Genomic DNA, 17,918 nt, shown 5'->3' with positions numbered 1-17,918 from the left:
TAGCGGATCTACAAAATTATCAAGTGATTGATAATACAAAAGGATCTAAGTGAAAAAGTCTGTAAAATTTTTTATGAGATTTTTAGAGGCTTAGTTCTTTATGGCCTTTTTTTGGTTTAAGATATAAATAAGATAATCGTTTAAATTGGATAAATGTTGTTTCTTTTGAAAAAAATAAGTATGCTATAAATTCTTTATAATAAAGAATTGGAAGGAGAATATACCATGTGTGGAATTGTTGGATATATAGGTAAAAAAGAAGCTGCGCCTATTTTAGTAGATGGATTAGAAAAATTAGAATATAGAGGATATGATTCGGCTGGTATAGCGGTTTATGCTGATCAAGATATCGTTGTTAGAAAATACAAAGGAAGACTAAGTGTATTGGAAGAGCATTTAAATAATGAAAGTATAGCAGGTACTTTAGGTATTGGGCATACTAGATGGGCAACTCATGGAGAGCCAAATGATGTGAATGCTCATCCTCATACCAATTATGCGGGGGATATTGCCGTGGTGCATAATGGTATCATAGAAAACTATATGAAGCTAAAGGAATGGTTGGCTACGCAAGGAAAGGTATTTGTTTCTGAAACCGATACAGAGGTGATCGCTCATCTAGTAGACTACTACTACAAAGAAGATTTAGTAGAAGCGGTGCAGAAAGCCGTAAGTAGAATGGAAGGTGCCTATGCTATTGGAGTTATCAGTAGAAAAAATCCTGAAAAACTGGTGGCAGTCAGAAAAGATAGTCCACTAGTTGTAGGAATCGGCGAAGGTGAAAACTTTATAGCATCTGATATTCCTGCTTTACTAAAATACACAAGAAATGTCTATTTCTTAAACGATGGTGAAATGGCTATTTTGAGTGAAAATAGTATTGAGATATTAAATGAGCTTGGAGAAAAAGTTGAAAGAGAAGTATTTGAAGTAACCTGGGATATAGAGTCGGCGGAAAAGGGAGGCTATCAACACTTCATGATTAAAGAAATTCATGAACAGCCAAAGGCCCTTAAAGAAACCCTATCTCCAAGAATAAACAAGGATAATGATATTGTATTAGACGATATTAAGCTAACAGAGGAAGATTTAGAAAAAATTAATAAAGTTGTAATTGTAGCTTGTGGTACTGCTTATCATGCAGGTTTGGTAGGAAGATTTGCTATAGAAAAATTTGCTAAAATTCCTGTAGAAACCGATGTAGCATCAGAGTTTAGGTATAGAGATCCCTTTGTAGATGACAAAACCTTGTTTATTGCTGTAAGTCAATCAGGAGAAACAGCAGATACCTTAGCTGCTCTAAGGGAAGCAAAAGAAAAAGGTGCTAGAGTATTAGCAGTAACCAATGTAGTAGGCAGTAGAATCTCTAGGGAAGCAGATGATGTTTTCTATACATGGGCGGGGCCAGAAATTGCTGTAGCTTCTACAAAGGCCTATACTACACAGTTGGTGGCTATGTATTTAATTGCTTTAAGTATGGGGCTAAAAAAAGGTACAATGACTAGAGAAAAATATGATCAAATATTAAATGAGCTTAAAACCTTCCCAGAAAAAGTGGAAAAACTTTTGCAGAATCAACAACTATTACAGGAACTGGCGGATAAGCAATTTAATAACCAAAATGTATTCTACATTGGTAGAGGCATTGATGACCATGTTGGTAGAGAAGGATCATTAAAATTAAAAGAAATCTCTTATATTCATTCCGAAGCCATAGCTGCAGGAGAATTAAAACATGGAACCATTGCTTTAATCGAAGATGGAACCTTGGTAGTAGCTCTAGCTACACAAGACCATTTATATGACAAAATGCTTTCTAACATCAAAGAAGTGAAGGCAAGAGGTGCTTATGTAATAGCGGTAGCGAAAGAGGGAAATACAGAAATAGAAAAATCAGCAGACATTGCTATCTACATCCCAAACACTTTGGATGAATTAACTCCTGTTTTATCAGTAATTCCTCTGCAAATACTGGCATACTATATTGCTGTAGCTAGAGGTTGTGATGTTGATAAGCCAAAAAATTTAGCTAAGTCGGTTACTGTGGAGTAAAGGCTAATAAAAGATAATAAAAATTTTGTAGATTTGGAAAAAAGTTAAACCGTTTGGCGTCGAATTATAATAAAGACTGGTGAATAAGAATAAAGATTAGTGAAAGCCCAGAGGACTTGGCAGGAGAAAGTGGTGCCAGGCCATGCTGGGCTTTCCTTTTTTAGCAAACTTTACGATGAATTTACAGGAAGTAGTGGAATAAGATGAGAAATTTTGATAATATTAAGTAATAAAACAAAAAATATAATGGAGGGGATAACTCTGATGCTAACTCAAAAAAAAGTAGTAATTTTGCTCATAATATTATCAATATTTACATTAGTAGCATGTACAAATGGTAATGAAGAAAATCAAAGACCAGTAGGTGTAACAGAGGAAAATCAGCTAGTAGAAAATAATTTAGATCAAGATGATACTACAGATGAGGAGAATTATACAGCGATTAATGTAACAAAAATAGAGGGAAGAAGACAAGAATTTCTAGAAAAATTAGATAACATTCAAAAAGAACTTGATGCTTTACCGGAAAAGAGTGATTCAGATGCCGGCGTAACAAGTGCTATGAGAAGTTATTATGGAAAATCCTATGATATGTACGATGAAGCATTAAATGAGATATATGCAATACTAAAAGAAGAATTATCGCCAGAAACAATGAAAAATTTACAAACTGAACAAATTAAATGGATAAAGCAAAAAGAAGATGATGCCGATAAAGCAGCAGCAGAATTTCAGGGTGGAACATTTGAATTTGTTGCATATAACGTGGTTTTATATGAATCAACGAAGGCAAGATGTTATGAATTAGTTAACGAATATATGACAGATTAAAAAACAGATAAGTATTAAACATAACCTACTAATGACAACTTTCGAATCAAAGTAAAGACTGGTAAAAAATAATAACGACTAGTGAAAGCCCAGAGGGCCTTAGCAGGAGAAAGTGCTGCCAGGTCCCTCTGGGCTTTTTGTTATGTGGAGTACAATTATAACCGACTTAAGAGAAGGTGATTGAATTTTTAATATACTATTTAATACAAACTATGTTTACTTATTATTGTGTGAGGGTAAATGATTAATATCATTACTAGTGGAAAGAGTTTATTTTAATTCTAAAATGATAGAGTAGAACAAATAATTTAAAAGAGGGGAGTAGTTAATATGAAAATTTTAGTTTGTACCGACGGGTCGAAAGAAAGTATAAAAGCAATAGAAGAAACAGCCAAAATCGCTAGTGGTTGCAATATTAATGAGGTCTCCGTAATTCATGTTTATGATACCAAATTTCTTTTGACACCTTGGGGTGAAGGATATTATCCTACTAAAGAGGACATGGATGAACTCAAAAAGAGAGAAGAGAAGTTTAAAGAGAACAGTAAAAAAAATTTATTAGAAGCTGAAAAAATCTTTGAAGCAAAAAATATAAAGATACAGGCCATTTTAAAAGAAGGCCATCCTGCTGAAACTATTGTTAAGGTTGCTTCGGAGGGAGAATTTGACATGGTTGTGCTAGGTAGAAGAGGGATGAGTGGTCTTAAAAAACTATTCTTAGGTAGTGTAAGTAATGCTGTATTACAGGAAATTAATACTAGTGTACTTATAGTGAAATAACAAACCCGAAATCCATTGATTATTGTGAGACAATTCTGTATGCAGACTGCAACAGAATTGTCACCCTGAGCGTAGTGAATGGGTCTTAAAGGTCTAAAACACTTTTACGCAGTTTGACGTTTTACTTGCTATGAATCTCATATTCTATGTATTAAAAGTATTAAAAGATTGAAGATGAGTAATAAATAGGCAGCAGCAAGAAATCACCTATTGGGTAAAATTACCTAATAGGTGATTTTTATATCCCGTTTATTTAAAACGGCTATGGTCTTTGTTTTGTTTTTCTTCTTTTTACTAAACTTATTAGGTATATGCATTTCATTGTGGTTAATGCTATAATTAGGTCATTGATTTACTATCGTTTGATGTATAATCTAAAAACACTTTTAAAAATGTTTATTATTAGGAAGGGGAAAACATAAATGTGGGTTAGAAGTCAAAATAAAAAAGTTCTCGGGAATTATGAATTGTTTGCGATTCCAACAACCATTGGTTCTAAAAAAACGCATATACAGGGAATAAGAGGCAATAGTGGATTTTTTGAGTCCAATACAGATACTTTAGGCGAATACCCTTGCTTGGAAGAAGCAATAGAGGAATTAAATAATTTACAAGAGGCTTTAAAAAATAATCCTCATGAAGTTTATGAGATGAAGTAAGAAAGTAATGACATGTGGCAGGGTGAAGGCTATGTGAAGCATAGTAGCTGGATCGTTGAAAATATATTAAATGAAAAAAACCAAAAGGATTGAGTCCTGTGTCTTGCAGGAATCAACCCTTAGTAGCAGTTTATGTTTAACTTTTTAAGACTATATCAAATAGGGAACTTTTATTGTTATGCTGATATTTGTGCTTTATCCGGCAGTTTTTTACCAACCATTAAGAACCCTACTAGTAATGCTAGAGCCACTGATATGCCTATGGGGTATGAAATGCTGGTGGCCAACTTGAGTCCTTCTGGGGCTTGCAGTATATAGGTTACTGAAACTGCTGTCATAAAAGTAGCAGGTATGGTAGCAATCCAGTGCAGTTTATTGTTAACTGCTAGATAAGCTGCAGATGTCCAAAGAACGATCATAGCTAGAGTCTGGTTAGACCAAGCGAAGTATCTCCAAATGATAGTAAAGTCAATTAATGTTAAGCCATAAGCTATTACAAAAAGTGGTGCAGCTAACAAAAGTCTTTTTGCAATTGGTTTCTGCGTAACATTTATAGAGTCGGCAATTGTAAGCCTAGCACTTCTAAAAGCAGTATCACCAGACGTGATAGGTGCTGCAATAACACCTAACATTGCAAGAAAGCCACCAATCGGTCCCATTAATTCTCTAGAAATAGCGTTTACAACAACTGCAGGCGTTCCCGCAGCCAACAATCCTTCAGTACCGCCAAAGAAAGTCATAGCCGCTGCTGCCCAGATTAAAGCAATAACGCCTTCTGCTAGCATTGTACCATAGAATATTCTTCTACCGTATTTTTCATTTGTTACACAACGAGCCATCATCGGTGATTGTGTAGCATGGAAACCACTGATTGCACCACAAGCGATGGTTACGAATAATAGCGGCCAGAGTGGAAGACTATTAGGATGCAGGTTTTGAAGAGTTATTTCTGGAACTTGATATCCTTTGAATAATAACCCACCTGCGATACCAATAGCCATGATAATTAGAGAAGCTCCAAATAGTGGATAAATTTTACCGATTATTTTATCAACAGGTAAAATGGTTGCTAGGAAATAATAGGCAATGATTATAGCTACCCAGATAGAAATGCTAATACCTGTAAGATTAGATAGTAAACCTGCTGGACCAGTCATAAACACTGTTCCTACTAAGATCAATAGTATGACAGAAAAAGCACGCATAAATTGTTTGACACCGTTACCAAGATAAATACCAACAATCTCTGATATACTAGCACCCTTATGACGGATTGAAAGCATACCTGAAAAGAAATCGTGCACACCACCTGCAAATATTGATCCAAATACAATCCATAAAAACGCAGTAGGGCCCCAAAGAGCTCCAGAAATAGCACCAAATATCGGGCCAAGACCTGCAATGTTTAAAAACTGGATTAGGAATATTTTTTTCCAGTCCATTGGTACATAGTCTACGCCATCTTCTTGCTCATTTGCTGGTGTAGCTTTTTCTTGGTTTATACCAAATACTTTTTCAACGAACTTACCATAAATAAAGTAACCTAAGAAAAGTGCAACAATTGATAATAAAAATGAGTACATTATGATATCCCCCTTTTTTAAAATAAAATTTAAGTGATATAGCTAAATTATACTTATTCTTATTTTCTAATTGTTGATATTTAACATGAGTTACATAATAAAGTTCATGAAATGCATTACATGACACCTATTACTTTTTTAAATTCTTGTAAATAACTTCTACTAACAGGAATCTCTTTGTCTTTAAGTCCTATCATTTTTAGAATATAGGTATTGTTAAACCAAGGTATAATTTCTTCTATTTTCTCTAAGTTCACAATATAACTCCTATGGGTACGAATAAAAAGAGAAGGGTCTAGTTTTTCGTAGGTTGTCAGTAATGGTCCTGCATCCGTTAGGGTACCCTTTGTAGTCTCAACAATGACCTTTCTATCATCAACCGTTAGGTATAAAATGTCTTCTGGTGCTACCACCACCATCTTATCACCTTTCCAAAAAGTAAATTTCTTTAGTACTCTTTTGGGCTTGTTATCCTCCGTGATCCTTTTTATAGCTTTATTTACGCTTTGATTCACACGTTCCTGTGAAAATGGTTTGAGCAAGTAGTCGACTGCATTTAAAGAAAATGCCTCTACGGCATATTGATCGTAGGCAGTAGCAAAGATAATAGCAACTTCCCTTGATTTTATAATTTCAGCAAACTCAATACCATTGTCATTGTTTATTTGAATGTCTAAGAAAATAATGTCTATCTGATGGGTATTTAATGCGATGATGGCATCCTCTAGGTTGTCTACATCCTTGATGATCTCCACATCTTTGTTCCTTGACAATAGATACTTTAGTTCCTCACGAGCTGGTGCTTCATCATCCACCAGGAGAGCTTTTAATTTATCCATCTTTTAATCCTCCTTACTCTATAGGTATTCGCAACAGTACTGTTGTTCCTTGTCCAGTTTCTGCACCAATATCTATAGAATATTTATCGCCATACAGATTTTTAAGCCTTTCATTAACATTCGATAGACCTATACCGCAACCTTTTTCTGTACTCTCGTTTAAGGAGCATTTTATACCAACACCGTCGTCTATGATAGCTATATGCATATCCGTTCCTTGTTTTTTAGCACTTATTTTTATGATTCCGCCATTCTTTTTTGGCAATAATCCGTGCTTGATAGCATTTTCTACAAGTGGTTGAAGGATTAACGGTGGCACAAAGCAACTTTCGCCTTCAGAGATATCAAACTCTACATTTAATTTTTCACCGAACCTTGCTTTTTCTATAGCGAGATAAGATTTTACGTGTTCTATCTCTTTGTTAAGGGACACAAGATCGGTTGTTCTTTGTAAGTTTTTTCTAAAGAAGTCACCTAAGTGCACTAATAGTTCTCTAGCACTGTCTGGTTTTGTTCTAATAAAAGAAGCTATAGTGTTTATTGCGTTAAATAAGAAGTGGGGATTAATTTGAGCTTGAAGAGCCCTAAGTTCAGCTTTATTTAAGTCGCTCTTTTGTTTTTCTATATTGCTCAATTCTATCTGAGTGGAAAAAAGTTGCGCTAAGCCACTGGCCAGTTCCATATCTACTGAGGAAATACCATGAGGGGACTTACTAAAGAACACAAGGGATCCGATGGATGTGTCTTTATTTTTTAGTGGAACCATAACAGCAGAACTTAGCTTGCAGTCCTCATGATTACAACCTATATCACATTTTGTGTGCCCTACACTATAGTTTCCAGTTGCAATAGTTTTTTTTGTAAGAAACAACTTTATTTCCATACCAGCTTTGTGATGATCTTCTCCAAGGCCTACAAAACCTAGAACCTTTTCTGTATCAGTTATTGCAACAGCATCAGACTCGTTATACTGATGGATTATTTTTACTGCCCATTGTGCGGATTCATAGTCTAAACCATGGCGAAAATAAGGAAGCGTTTTGTTAGCAATTATAAGAGCTTTTTGAGCTTGTTCAGCAGCAGTTCGTTCTTTTTCACCATATATGTTTTGAATTACCATAATAAATACAGCTATGCCTAAACTATTTAATACTGTCATAGGTATAGCTATAATCTTTACTAACTCCAACGCCTCATGAAAGGGTTTTGCCAAAAGTAGAATCAAGGTCATTTGAGTAAGTTCAGCAATTATTCCTATATAAAAAGCTGATATAGGTTTTATATTTTTTCCATGGGCTCTCCTTTTAATATAACCGCCTATATAACCTCCCATATATCCTTCTATTATGGTGGCTATACCACAGGCAACAGCAGTAAACCCCCCTATGTCAATTGCGTAACGATGCACACCTGCTATTAGACCTGCTCCTAACCCAACTATAGGCCCGCCGATGATACCTCCAGTTACTACGCCAACAACTCTAGCGTTGGCAATTGCTCCTTTAATAGGAAATCCATTATATGTGGCAAGTATACCAAAGAGTCCGAATATAATAATGAGGATAAACTGTCCCTTAAGCCCAATTCTTTCATTGTCTGCAACTAAGATCTTAAAATATCGAACCTTGGTTAATAAAAAAGCTATGAGAACAATTACTCCAAGGTTATTTAAAAGACTTTTAAATATATCGTAAGTGGTTATATCCATACTATTACTCCTATCTTTACTATTAAATAAATAATTATCTTATGCTACTTTGCACTGGCCTTTTTATTAATTTATAACTTGTCTCTAACTTAGGTATCACTGTTATTACTTAGGAATCACTTTTTCATATATTTTGGTATGCCATTATACTTTATTTTATATAGTATATATCATATAATTTCATATGTCTTGTATTTTTCAAATTTTAAGTGCCATTACTCTAACCAGTTACTAAATACAGTGGGATCAAGGATCTAAGTATACAAAAAGGGGAACTATGGTAGATATGCTAGTGTCCGGACTATTTTTAATATAGTTTATAGATGCGTAATTATTGAATAATAATCAGCATATGAAAAAATCGAAGGCAAATTAAAAATAACAACATAAAAATCCAATAATATTTAGCAGATTTGGGTAAATAGAATATTAACTATAGATAATACTAATATTGAAATGAAAAGTCTTTAAAGAAGCTTTGTTAATAAAAGGAGTAGTTTTTTGTGTTCATTAATGTAACAATATAGTTAAAGTGTTAACTATATTGTTACATTCTATGTTATTATAAGATATTTTAATGAAAAATAAAAGATCTAAATAATTTTTTCAGAGGAATAACAAATAGTATTGATTTTTTAAAAGAAATCTTAAAGATTAGCAGTAATATAAATGCATACTGTTGATTCTATAAAAAAGAAATAACATATATAGGATGGTAGATGATGATAATGAACTGTGGTAAAAGAAAAATACTTTACTATACAGAAAGGCTAAAACAAGAAAACCATCATAGTATTCCTATGATGATTACAATGGTATATGGAGTAATAGGAATATTGTGGATACTGTTATCAGACAAACTTTTAAAAGTTATAACTAATGATCCTGTAATTTATAGACAGTTGCAGACCTATAAAGGCTGGCTATACGTTCTTATAACAATGATCTTACTCTATACATTAATCAAAAAAAGAGTAAAACTTATGGAAAGTGCTACTAATGAGACTATAGAAGCGTATATTCAGTTAAGAGAAACCCACCAAGAACTAATAAGCATGAAAAAAGAATTGGAATATCAAAGAAGATTTACTCAAAAAATCATTGACGATGCTCCTGTTATTATAGGAATTTGGGATAAGGATGGAAAAATAGAGAATCTGAATCCTTTTGGGCAAACAACATTTGGATACAAAGAAGCCGAGTTGACAAATAAAAAGTGGTTTAATTTACTGCTTTCACAGGAAAATAAATTAAAAATGCATAATGCATTTGAAAAAATCAGTCAAGGTAGAGAGTTTAAAAACTATGAAAGTCAATTTATATCAAAAGATGGAAGGTCTATAGACATATTATGGAATAGCACCATGTTAAATTATGATGATGGTAGTAATAAAGTTATTTCGGTGGGTATAGATATCACAGAAAGAAAAAAGTATGAAGAAAGTTTTAGATATATTGCTTTTTATGATTCACTCACGGGATTAATCAATAGAATTATGTTCGAAAATGAAATAAGTAAATTAATTAGTTCCAAGTCGGAAAAAAATAAGTTTGCTGTTACATATATAGATATTGATAACTTCAAATATATAAATGATACATTGGGTCACCGAGTAGGAGATGAATTTTTAAAGCATGTAGGAATGCATTTAAATGTTGAAATTAAAGCTCCTAATTTAGTAGCACGATTGGGAGGAGATGAATTTGCCATTGTATTTATGGATATAGAATCAGATCAAATATTGATAGAAAAAATAGAAAAAATAAAGAAAGGTATAGGTAGAACATGGTCTAGTAATAATCATCAGTTTTTTGTTTCTATGAGTATAGGGGTTGTTATGTTTCCTGATCATGGAAATAATACTATCGAACTTCTGAAAAGTGCTGATATAGCTATGTATGCTGCAAAACAAGGAGGGAAAGATAGAGTAGTATTTTATAAGGAAGATATGGAAAAAAATAATTTAGAACATGTACAAATGGCCAACAAACTACAGTTTGGCATAGAAAATGAAGAATTTACGCTTTTTTATCAACCTCAATTTAGGCTTAATACCGGTGAAATAATAGGTATGGAAGCATTAGTTAGATGGATTCACCCTATAGAAGGCTTTATTGCACCAATAGACTTTATTCCATTGGCAGAAGAAACAGGACAAATTTACAGTTTAGAGCGGTGGATCGTAAAAAAGGCTTTGCAGCAAAAGCAGCAGTGGGAGAAAACAGGGTTTGGTCATATTGAACTATCTATTAATTTATCCGGCAAAACAGTAGCGAGTGATGTTGATTTCCACCAGTTAGAAATGCTAGTAACAACTTTCGATGTAGATTACTCAAAGATAATAATTGAAATAACTGAAACAGCAATTATATCTAATATTGAATTGGTAATTGAAAGGTTAAATAGATTGAAAAATAAAGGATTTAAAATCGCCTTAGATGATTTTGGGACAGGCTACTCCTCCCTCACTTATTTAAAAAAACTTCCTATTGATATTATTAAACTAGATAAAAGCTTTATCAACTTAATACCTCAAAACAACATAGATACATTGATAATTAAGCATATTTTATCTTTGGCACATGACTTAAAATATGAAGTAGTTGCTGAAGGAATAGAAACAAAGGAACAACTGGAGTACTTAAAAAAGTATTACTGCAAAAGTGGACAGGGATACTTATTAAGCAAACCTTTATCTCATGAAGAGACTAGTGATTTACTTGATAGACTATTTTGAAAATAATTACGATAGGTCCGTGTTAATTAACGGGCCTATCACTATTTTTAATACTGCCCTTAAAAATAGCAGGAGATTGTGGTAACATAACGACACTTCTTCTTAAATTCATGGAATTTACAGCATTTAAAGATTGATTTTCATAAAATTTTTTTTTGCTATCGTAACTTAGTAGTTTATTTAAGAGTCTTAATAGCGTTGTTTTGCCATTTCCTCCTTACTCATCTTTGATCTCTTTAAATAGTTCATACGCTTTCCTACGGGTTTCTTCTAAGACTTCGTTCCTCAGTAGAGTTATTCTATAAATGTTTTCTTATCTTATCTTCTACAGTTTTTTTATCTTTCCCTGAAAGTCCTTTAGATTCCATACTTACAAAAATTTACTTTAGGTTTTATTAAAACTCTCGAAACTTTAGTTATCAACGCTAAAGTTAGGAACCATTTATATAGCATTTGCATAGTCTACTATTGGGAACTGAGGAAAATACAAATTATGAAAGTCTAGCAAGGATCCCTTGAAAAATCAGCGGCTTTATTTATATAAAGCGAGAGCAGTATTAAATCAAAAGATCAAAGGTATTATTTGTATAATTAATGCACTTTAAAATTGTTGTTATTAAATAACAGTATTCATCAAGGAGGTAGAATCAAATTATGAGTGATCATACACAACACTATTACTCCCATAAATTAGGTGTTATGACATGTTCTGGTGCAGAAAGTCAAACTTATGTTAAACCGCATCCATGCCCACCGCATCCACCATGTAAACCATGCCCACCATGTCCGCCATGTCCGCCTGGACCTCCAGGACCAACAGGACCAACAGGTCCCCAAGGCCCCCAAGGCCCACAAGGCGTACCTGGTCCAGTAGGAGCAACAGGTCCCCAAGGCCCACAAGGCGTACCTGGTCCAGTAGGAGCAACAGGTCCCCAAGGTCCACAAGGCGTACCTGGTCCAGTAGGAGCAACAGGTCCCCAAGGCCCTCAAGGTGTACCCGGAGCAACAGGTCCCCAAGGCCCTCAAGGCGTACCCGGAGCAACAGGTCCCCAAGGCCCTCAAGGCGTACCCGGAGCAACAGGTCCCCAAGGTCCTCAGGGTGTACCCGGAGCAACAGGTCCCCAAGGTCCTCAGGGTGTACCCGGAGCAACAGGTCCCCAAGGCCCTCAAGGTGTACCCGGTCCAGTAGGCCCAACTGGTCCACAAGGTCCAATCGGTCCACAGGGTTCAGCAGGTCCACAAGGCCCAATCGGCCCACAAGGTCCAATAGGTGCACAAGGTCCAATAGGTCCACAAGGCCCAATAGGAGCCACAGGTCCTATCGGCCCCATCGGTCCAACAGGCCCCCAAGGCGTACCTGGTCCAGTAGGCCCAACAGGCCCACAAGGTCCAATCGGTCCCCAAGGTCCAGCAGGTCCCCAAGGTCCAATCGGCCCACAAGGTCCAATCGGTCCACAAGGTCCAATCGGTCCCCAAGGTCCAGTAGGAGCCACGGGCGCAACAGGCCCACAAGGTCCAGTAGGTCCAACAGGTGCAGTAGGTCCAGTAGGAGCCACGGGCGCAACAGGCCCACAAGGTCCAGTAGGTCCAGCAGGTCCAGTAGGTCCAACAGGTGCAGTAGGTCCAGCAGGCCCAGTAGGTCCAACAGGCCCAGTAGGTCCAACAGGTGCAGTAGGTCCAGCAGGCCCAGTAGGTCCAACAGGCCCAGTAGGTCCAACAGGTGCAGTAGGTCCAGCAGGCCCAGTAGGTCCAACAGGCCCAGTAGGTCCAGCAGGCCCAGTAGGTCCAACAGGTGCAGTAGGTCCAGCAGGCCCAGTAGGTCCAACAGGCCCAGTAGGTCCAGCAGGTCCAGTAGGTCCAACAGGCCCAGTAGGTCCAACAGGCCCAGTAGGTCCAGCAGGTCCAGTAGGTCCAGCAGGTCCAGTAGGTCCAACAGGCCCACAAGGATTATCTGAATATGCCTATATCTACAATGTAACTGCTCAAACAGTACCAGTAGAAGCAGATATTGTATTCAGCAATAATGGTGTGGTAAGCGGAAATATCACCCATGTAGCAGGAACTGCTGCAATTATTCTTGGCAGTGCTGGTGACTATTCAGTATGGTTCTATGCGGCAGCTTTGGAGCCAAGTCAGTTTACACTATTCTTAAATGGTGTTCCCGTTCCAGGTGCCACCTATGGTACTGAAGCCGGCACATCACCTAATCCAGGTTGGGTTATTATTACGGCTGCAGCTGGAGATATACTAACAGTACGAAACCATACTAGTGAAGTCCCTGTTATTCTTGAAACATTTGCAGGAGGCACACAAGTTAATACCAATGCCTCAATCTTAATTCAAAAAATAGATAGCTAATGAACAAATAATTGCTAGCACTTCTCTTTCACGGAAGTAGGAGTTCTAGCAATATATAAAAGTATGGCGTAACTTACTACAGGATAAGTTAAAAAAACTATATATTTCAAAATCTATAAGTGATCTTGTATTGAAACATCACAGCAGAATAACATACGTTATCCTGCTGTGATTAATCTATAGATAGAAACAAGAATGATAGATGTGTGGCTAAGAATCTTAATATACACAGCCTAGGGTTTCATCCAATACCAGGATTGCAAATGTGGCCCTTAGTATATTAAAATTCAAGGATAATGCCCCACATTTATACCAGAAGATATCTATAAAAAAAGTAGCACGCTTAACATGATATGATGTTAATAAATTCCGTTGAGGTGATTATATGATTACGATCAGCTTATGTATGATTGTAAAAAATGAGGAGAGTGTTATAGCTAGATGCCTTGATTCGGTTAAGGATCTTGTTGATGAAATTATTATTGTAGATACGGGGTCGACGGATAAGACAAAGGCGATCGTAAAAAAATATACTGACAAAGTACTAGACTTTAAGTGGATTGACGATTTTGCTGCCGCTAGAAACTACTCTTACTCTAAAGCTACAAAGGACTATATTTTATGGTTGGATGCCGATGATGTTATTTTGAAAGAAGACCAGATAAATTTCCTCCAACTAAAGCAGAACCTAAACCCAGATGTAGATGTTGTCATGATGCAGTATAATGCAGACTTTGATGTATATGGCCATCCTACCTTATCCTACTTTAGAGAACGTCTATCAAAAAGAATAAAAAACTATCGTTGGCATGAGCCAGTACACGAATATTTAGAAATAAATGGTAAAATTATAAATTCTGATATTGCTATAACCCATAAGAGAGAAAGCACTTCCAGTTTTGATAGGAATTTATCTATATACGAAAAAGTAATTTCCAAAGGTATTCCTTTAAGCACTAGGGGTCTTTATTACTACGCTAGAGAACTATACTATCATGAAAAATATGATGAGGCAATCATATACTTTACTAAATTTTTAGATACAGAAATGGGATGGGTAGAAGATAATATATGTGCCTGTTATCATCTATCGCTATGTTACCAATATAAAAATGAACGTGCTAATAGGTTAGAATCATTGCTGAAGAGTTTTAAATATGATAATCCAAGAGCAGAAATATGCTGTCAGCTTGGTTATTATTATATGGAAATAGATGATTATGAAAGAGCTATTTTATGGTACACATTAGCTACACAACTAAAAAAACCTACGGATCATTGGGGATTTGTGCTACATGATTTCTGGGACTTTGTACCAAATCTACAGCTTTGTGTCTGTTATGATAAACTTGGAAATCAGCAAGAAGCAATCAAGTATAATAATAAAGCAGCAGAATATAAGCCAGAGGACTCTGCTGTAGTGTATAATAGAAATTACTTTGAATCATTGCAATAGTAAAGATGTATACTAGCAAAGTTAAAAAGGCATCTCTCGATTTTAGAGAGGTGTCTTTATAGTGGGTTGCAAATGTAATACTCAGTATATTAAAATTTAGATTATATGTCTATAGCATTAAAAGAATATTTATATTACAATAATAGATAAAATAGTATAAGAACCAGGAGGTAAGAGTATATGATATCAGAAAAAATAATAAGTAACCTAAGTAGATCATCTTGGATTAGAGCAATGTTTGAAGAAGGGGCAAAACTTGCTGAAAAATATGGTGCCGATAAGGTATATGATTTTAGTTTAGGAAATCCTTACGCAGAACCACCTGAAGAAGTAACTGAATCTTTGAAAAAGTATGTATTGACTGAAGAAAAAGGACTACATAGATACATGAACAATGCAGGATTTCCAGAGGTAAGAGAAAAGATAGCCAAGTCTTTGCAGAAGCGAAGTGGTGTTGAATTGACACAACAGAATGTGGTAATGACAGTTGGAGCCGCAGGAGGATTAAATGTTGTTTTAAAAGCTATCCTTAATCCAGAGGAAGAAGTAATCGCCTTCGCCCCATATTTTGTAGAGTACAGTTTTTATGCAGATAATCATGGGGGCAAAACTGTGGTTGTTCCACCGGATGTAACTACCTTCGAACCAGATATAAAGGCCTTTGAAGCTGCTATTACTCCAAAAACAAAGGCTGTTATTATAAATAATCCTAATAACCCTACGGGTGTGATTTATCGAGAAGAAAAATTAAAGGATATTGCACAAATTATAGAAAGAAAAGAAAAGGAATACAATACCACGATCTTTGTAATCTCTGACGAACCTTATGGCGAAATTGTTTACGATGACTTTAATGTACCAAGCATACTTGCCATCTTTAAAAATGGCATTATCATTAATTCCTTCAGTAAGTCTCTTGGACTGGCAGGGGAAAGAATTGGATATATCGCTGTAAGCAGCAAAATAGAGAAGGTAGGACTACTAATTGATGCACTAACTTTCTGTAATCGTACCCTTGGTTTTGTAAATGCACCAGGATTATTTCAAAAAGTCGTAGGAGATGCCTTAGAAGCAAAGGTAGATGTTGAGGCATACAAAAAGAGAAGAGATTTTCTATACAATCATTTAACAGAACTTGGGTTCGAATGTGTTAAACCGCAAGGAGCCTTCTATCTTTTCCCCAAAGCACTTATCGAAGATGATATAGAGTTCGTTAAGAGAGCACTAAAATACAATTTATTGTTGGTGCCTGGAACTGGATTCGGATGTCCTGGATACTTTAGAATTTCTTACTGTGTAAAATTTGATATGATTGAGAATTCTATTGGTGCCTTTACTAAATTAGCAGCCGAATTTAAGTGAAAAGTGTATTAGATAAACTAAGAGGAGGAACATTTTAAATGGCAAGAGCATATAACTTTTCAGCAGGACCAGCAGTATTGCCGGAAGCAGTTCTAAGAGAAGCAGCGGAAGAAATGTTAGACTACAAAGGCACAGGGATGTCAGTAATGGAGATGAGCCACCGTTCTAAGGCTTTCGAAGAAATTATTGGAAATGCTGAAAAAAGCCTAAGAGAGCTAGTGGCTATTCCAGATAACTATAGGGTGTTATTCCTTCAAGGGGGTGCATCTCAACAATTTGCAATGATTCCCATGAACTTAATGAAAAATAAAGTGGCAGACTATATTCATACAGGTCAATGGACAAAAAGGGCAATAGCGGAAGCAAAGATGTATGGTAAAGTGAATGTTATAGCTTCTTCAGAAGACAAAACCTTCTCCTATATCCCAGAAGTAAAGGACTTAAAAATTTCTGATGATGCAGATTATATTTACATATGCCACAACAATACAATCTATGGAACAAAATATAATGATATACCAGAAACAGGGGATAAGCTCTTGGTAGCGGATATGTCATCAGATATGTTATCTGAACCAATAGATGTATCTAAGTACGGATTAATTTTTGCTGGTGTTCAAAAAAACATAGGACCTGCAGGGGTAGTTGTTGTGATTATTCGAGAAGATTTAATTACAGAAGATGTGTTACCAGGTACACCAACAATGTTAAGATATAAGATTCATGCAGACAATGATTCTCTATACAACACCCCGCCAGCTTATGGGATATATATATGTGGCAAAGTATTTAAATGGATTCAAAGTTTAGGAGGTCTAGAAGCCATGAAAAAAATTAACCAAGAAAAGGCTTCTATATTGTATGATTATCTTGATTCTAGCAGCATGTTTAAAGGAACCGCTGCAAAGAAAGATCGTTCTTTGATGAATGTCCCCTTTATAACGGATTCAGAGGAATTGAATGTTAAGTTTCTGAAAGAAGCAAAAGCCTTAGGCTTCGAGAATTTAAAGGGACATAGAACCGTCGGCGGTATGAGGGCCAGCATATATAATGCAATGCCTGTGGAGGGTGTAAAGACTCTGGTAGATTTTATGAAAAAATTTGAAGCGGAAAACAAAAAATAAAGAAAGATCAATGAAGATCTCCCATAGGACTAGAAATAGTTATGTGGGAGATTTTTGTTAGAATACAGAAAATTCATAAGAATTTAATTAATTTCTGGGAAATTTGTTGAAAAAAGTTATTTTATGGTTTAGAATGAAAATATTGTATAGATTATTTAATGTTATTTACAATTCAATACATTAATTATAGGCGTTAACTTAACACAATTATTACCAAAACTCTCTGGAACTGTCATCCTGAGCATAGCGAAGGATCTTGGAATAACGAAGAGTTCTGCTAATACTAAGATCCTTCGACTCCGCTTTGCTCCGCTTAGGATGACAAATTATGGATTAAGTTAACGCTAATGATACATTAATAGAAAAACACTGAACTTTATAAGCAAGACTACATAAATAGATAAGGTGGGTAATAGGTCTGTTTCATG

At 35.6% G+C, this 17,918-nt stretch carries 12 protein-coding genes and 1 pseudogene; 9 read left to right on the top strand and 4 right to left on the bottom strand.

What is annotated here, in order from left to right; translation table 11 throughout:
- Nucleotides 1-225: 225 nt before the first annotated feature.
- The 4 genes from glmS to CACET_RS16950 all read left to right on the top strand — a co-directional run bounded on the left by glmS (nt 226) and on the right by CACET_RS16950 (nt 4,322).
- Nucleotides 226-2,052, top strand: a complete 1,827-nt coding sequence (gene glmS, locus CACET_RS16965) for a glutamine--fructose-6-phosphate transaminase (isomerizing) (protein WP_044826466.1) — start codon at nt 226-228, stop codon at nt 2,050-2,052.
- Between the two features lie 246 nt (nt 2,053-2,298).
- A complete protein-coding gene (locus tag CACET_RS16960) occupies nt 2,299-2,883 on the top strand; it encodes a lysozyme inhibitor LprI family protein (RefSeq protein WP_242849919.1) in 585 nt (194 codons plus the stop codon).
- 330 nt (nt 2,884-3,213) lie between these two features.
- A complete protein-coding gene (locus CACET_RS16955) occupies nt 3,214-3,663 on the top strand; it encodes a universal stress protein (RefSeq protein WP_044826468.1) in 450 nt (149 codons plus the stop codon).
- Between the two features lie 422 nt (nt 3,664-4,085).
- A complete protein-coding gene (locus CACET_RS16950) occupies nt 4,086-4,322 on the top strand; it encodes a hypothetical protein (RefSeq protein WP_044826469.1) in 237 nt (78 codons plus the stop codon).
- A gap of 176 nt (nt 4,323-4,498) precedes the next feature.
- Here CACET_RS16950 and CACET_RS16945 read toward each other — a convergent pair whose 3' ends face one another.
- The 3 genes from CACET_RS16945 to CACET_RS16935 form a co-directional block, all read right to left on the bottom strand.
- Nucleotides 4,499-5,905: a carbon starvation CstA family protein gene (locus CACET_RS16945; RefSeq protein WP_044826470.1), complete on the bottom strand. Its 1,407-nt coding sequence runs from the start codon at nt 5,903-5,905 to the stop codon at nt 4,499-4,501.
- A gap of 116 nt (nt 5,906-6,021) precedes the next feature.
- Nucleotides 6,022-6,744, bottom strand: coding sequence for a LytR/AlgR family response regulator transcription factor (locus CACET_RS16940; RefSeq protein WP_044826471.1), 723 nt, complete (start codon nt 6,742-6,744; stop codon nt 6,022-6,024).
- 13 nt (nt 6,745-6,757) lie between these two features.
- Complete coding sequence (locus CACET_RS16935) at nt 6,758-8,452, bottom strand: sensor histidine kinase (RefSeq protein ID WP_044826472.1); 1,695 nt, start codon at nt 8,450-8,452, stop codon at nt 6,758-6,760.
- 722 nt (nt 8,453-9,174) lie between these two features.
- On the opposite strand from CACET_RS16935, the gene CACET_RS16930 reads away from it, so the two are divergent.
- Complete coding sequence (locus tag CACET_RS16930; protein ID WP_052661323.1) at nt 9,175-11,190, top strand: EAL domain-containing protein; 2,016 nt, start codon at nt 9,175-9,177, stop codon at nt 11,188-11,190.
- 22 nt (nt 11,191-11,212) lie between these two features.
- Here CACET_RS16930 and CACET_RS21395 read toward each other — a convergent pair.
- Nucleotides 11,213-11,392 (bottom strand): annotated as a pseudogene (locus CACET_RS21395) (ABC transporter ATP-binding protein); the annotation flags it as partial.
- Between the two features lie 452 nt (nt 11,393-11,844).
- On the opposite strand from CACET_RS21395, the gene CACET_RS21195 reads away from it, so the two are divergent.
- The 4 genes from CACET_RS21195 to serC all read left to right on the top strand — a co-directional run bounded on the left by CACET_RS21195 (nt 11,845) and on the right by serC (nt 17,490).
- Nucleotides 11,845-13,548: a hypothetical protein gene (locus tag CACET_RS21195; RefSeq protein WP_082139071.1), complete on the top strand. Its 1,704-nt coding sequence runs from the start codon at nt 11,845-11,847 to the stop codon at nt 13,546-13,548.
- A gap of 385 nt (nt 13,549-13,933) precedes the next feature.
- A complete protein-coding gene (locus CACET_RS16920; protein WP_044824328.1) occupies nt 13,934-15,004 on the top strand; it encodes a tetratricopeptide repeat-containing glycosyltransferase family 2 protein in 1,071 nt (356 codons plus the stop codon).
- Nucleotides 15,005-15,184: 180 nt separating this feature from the next.
- Nucleotides 15,185-16,366: a pyridoxal phosphate-dependent aminotransferase gene (locus CACET_RS16915; RefSeq protein ID WP_044824327.1), complete on the top strand. Its 1,182-nt coding sequence runs from the start codon at nt 15,185-15,187 to the stop codon at nt 16,364-16,366.
- A 38-nt stretch (nt 16,367-16,404) separates the two neighbouring features.
- Nucleotides 16,405-17,490 (top strand): 3-phosphoserine/phosphohydroxythreonine transaminase, encoded by a 1,086-nt coding sequence (gene serC / locus CACET_RS16910; protein WP_044824326.1) that lies wholly within the window; start codon nt 16,405-16,407, stop codon nt 17,488-17,490.
- The last annotated feature ends 428 nt before the right edge of the window (nt 17,491-17,918 follow it).

The organism is Clostridium aceticum (genome assembly GCF_001042715.1).
GTDB lineage: Bacteria > Bacillota > Clostridia > Peptostreptococcales > Natronincolaceae > Andreesenella > Andreesenella acetica.
The sequence above is the reverse complement of the archived record's forward strand: the minus strand, read 5'-3'. Positions and strand labels throughout refer to the sequence as shown.